1 protein-coding gene is annotated in these 1,310 nt (G+C 68.3%); it reads right to left on the bottom strand.

Annotated features, from left to right (window positions below; translation table 11 throughout):
* The coding region (locus EOL86_15190; GenBank protein ID NCD26914.1) for a hypothetical protein at positions 1 to 1,310 on the bottom strand (1,310 nt) is incomplete at both ends.

The raw sequence follows: 1,310 nt of genomic DNA, 5'->3' as shown, positions 1-1,310 counted from the left end.
GGAGAATTCCACAAAGCCGCCGGCCATGTCGAAGGCCCCGTTCATGACCTCCAGCATGAACTCGATCATCGGGCCACGGTTCCGCTGCACCCACTCGGCCATCCCGGAGATTTCGTCGGAGAAGGCGGCGGCGAGGGCGCCCTTGATGCCGTCCGCGGCCAGTTCGATGTTCCGTTTCGCGGACTCGATCTGGGTGGCCGCATTGTCGGCCATCGTGGTCAGGGCGCGTTCAGCGGCACCGGCAGCACCCTCAACCCCGCCGATCTGATCGACAGCGGTGGACAGGTTCAGCCCGCCCAGGGCGGCAGCCATGTCCTCTGCCTGGGTGCCGAACAGTTCGACCGCGAGCCGGGACCGCTCCGCCGGGTCCTCGACACTGCTGAGGGCGGTGAGAATCTGGTCGAGGGCCTCCCGCGCCGGGGGGCCACCCTCGGAGAATGCCCGTGACATGGCCTCACCGTCGAGCCCCAGCTGTTCAAGGGCGGGGCCGGCGGTGTCGTCGAGTTCCTTGACCTTGATGGACAGTTCCTTGAGTGCGTCCGCCACCTTGTCGGCGTTGAACGCGGCCCCATCCATGCCTTGGATGAGGAGGCCGGTGGCCTCCTCACCGGAGAGGCCCATGTCACGGAAGTGGGTCGAGTACTCGGTGAGGGTGTCGAGGAAATCCTGAGAGGCGTCGGCCCCGTTCTGGTACCCGGCCACGAGGATATCGAAAGCATCCTCGGCGCTGTCCGCCAGTCCGGCCTTGATCATCTGCCCGGCGGCGCGGGCCGCTTCTGGGATGTCCGCCTCCATGATGTCCGTGATGCCAGACAGGGAGGCGATGACACGTTCGATCTCCGCCTCGGTGGCGTCCGCGTCGATGAGCCCCTGTTCGAGGGCGGTTCGGGCGGTGCTGAGATTGGACTCTACGGAGTCGCCCCACGCGTTCGCGTACGCTTCCCCGGCGGCACGCCCGAACCGGCGGGACGTGGCCTCATCCAGCCCGGTGCGGGCGGAGAACAGGTCCTCCCGCGCCTCGATCGCGAGGCCATCCTGGATGCCCTTGAACAGGGCGGTCCCGATAGCAGCCCCGATACCGACGATGGCCCCGGCGATGGGGATGGCGGTCAGGGCGGCGATGATGCCCTTGGACAGGCCCTGCCCGGCCTCGTCCCCCGCGGGTGTGCCCGCCTCACCGACGTCATCAATGGCCTGCTCGGCCTTCGAGGCGTCGGCGGTGACGACCATCTCGGCCTTCGCGCCACGCAACGCGGACAGCCGGTTCTCCGCCGCGTCGAGCTTCTTCTGCGCGGCCTCCGTGTCCGCGG

This window comes from Deltaproteobacteria bacterium (assembly GCA_009930495.1).
GTDB lineage: Bacteria > Desulfobacterota > Desulfovibrionia > Desulfovibrionales > Desulfomicrobiaceae > Desulfomicrobium.
This window is presented reverse-complemented; position numbering and strand designations above follow the sequence as displayed.